This window comes from Flavihumibacter cheonanensis (assembly GCF_022352215.1).
GTDB lineage: Bacteria > Bacteroidota > Bacteroidia > Chitinophagales > Chitinophagaceae > Flavihumibacter > Flavihumibacter cheonanensis.
The window spans coordinates 1-287 of the sequence record NZ_JAKRWF010000119.1; the positions used below are offsets into that span (position 1 = coordinate 1).

Here is a 287-nt window from a genome sequence, read left to right on the forward strand (position 1 = left end):
CGTCCATGTCTCCCGCGTTGAAGCGTGCGAGCGCGACCGCGAGGCCGGGGTCGTCCGGCGCGGCGGCGCGCACCAGCGTGTCGCCCTCGAGTCGGAGCGGCGGGTCGGCCGCCGGATGCACCGTGAGCGCCTGCAGGCACGGGGCGGTGAACGCCGGCACGAGCACGGCCGTCTTGGTCGACGGCGGATGGACCGGATCCTCGTCCTGCTCGTAGGTCCACTCGATGGGGGAGGCGCCGGAGGGGTGCGGGCCGACGGTGACCTCGATCACGCCGTCGGGCGCGTCG

General features: G+C 75.3%; 1 protein-coding gene. It reads right to left on the bottom strand.

From position 1 onward, the window contains the following. Nucleotides 1-287: hypothetical protein (locus tag MD536_RS21350; protein ID WP_239603810.1), on the bottom strand; the 287-nt coding region annotated here is incomplete at both ends.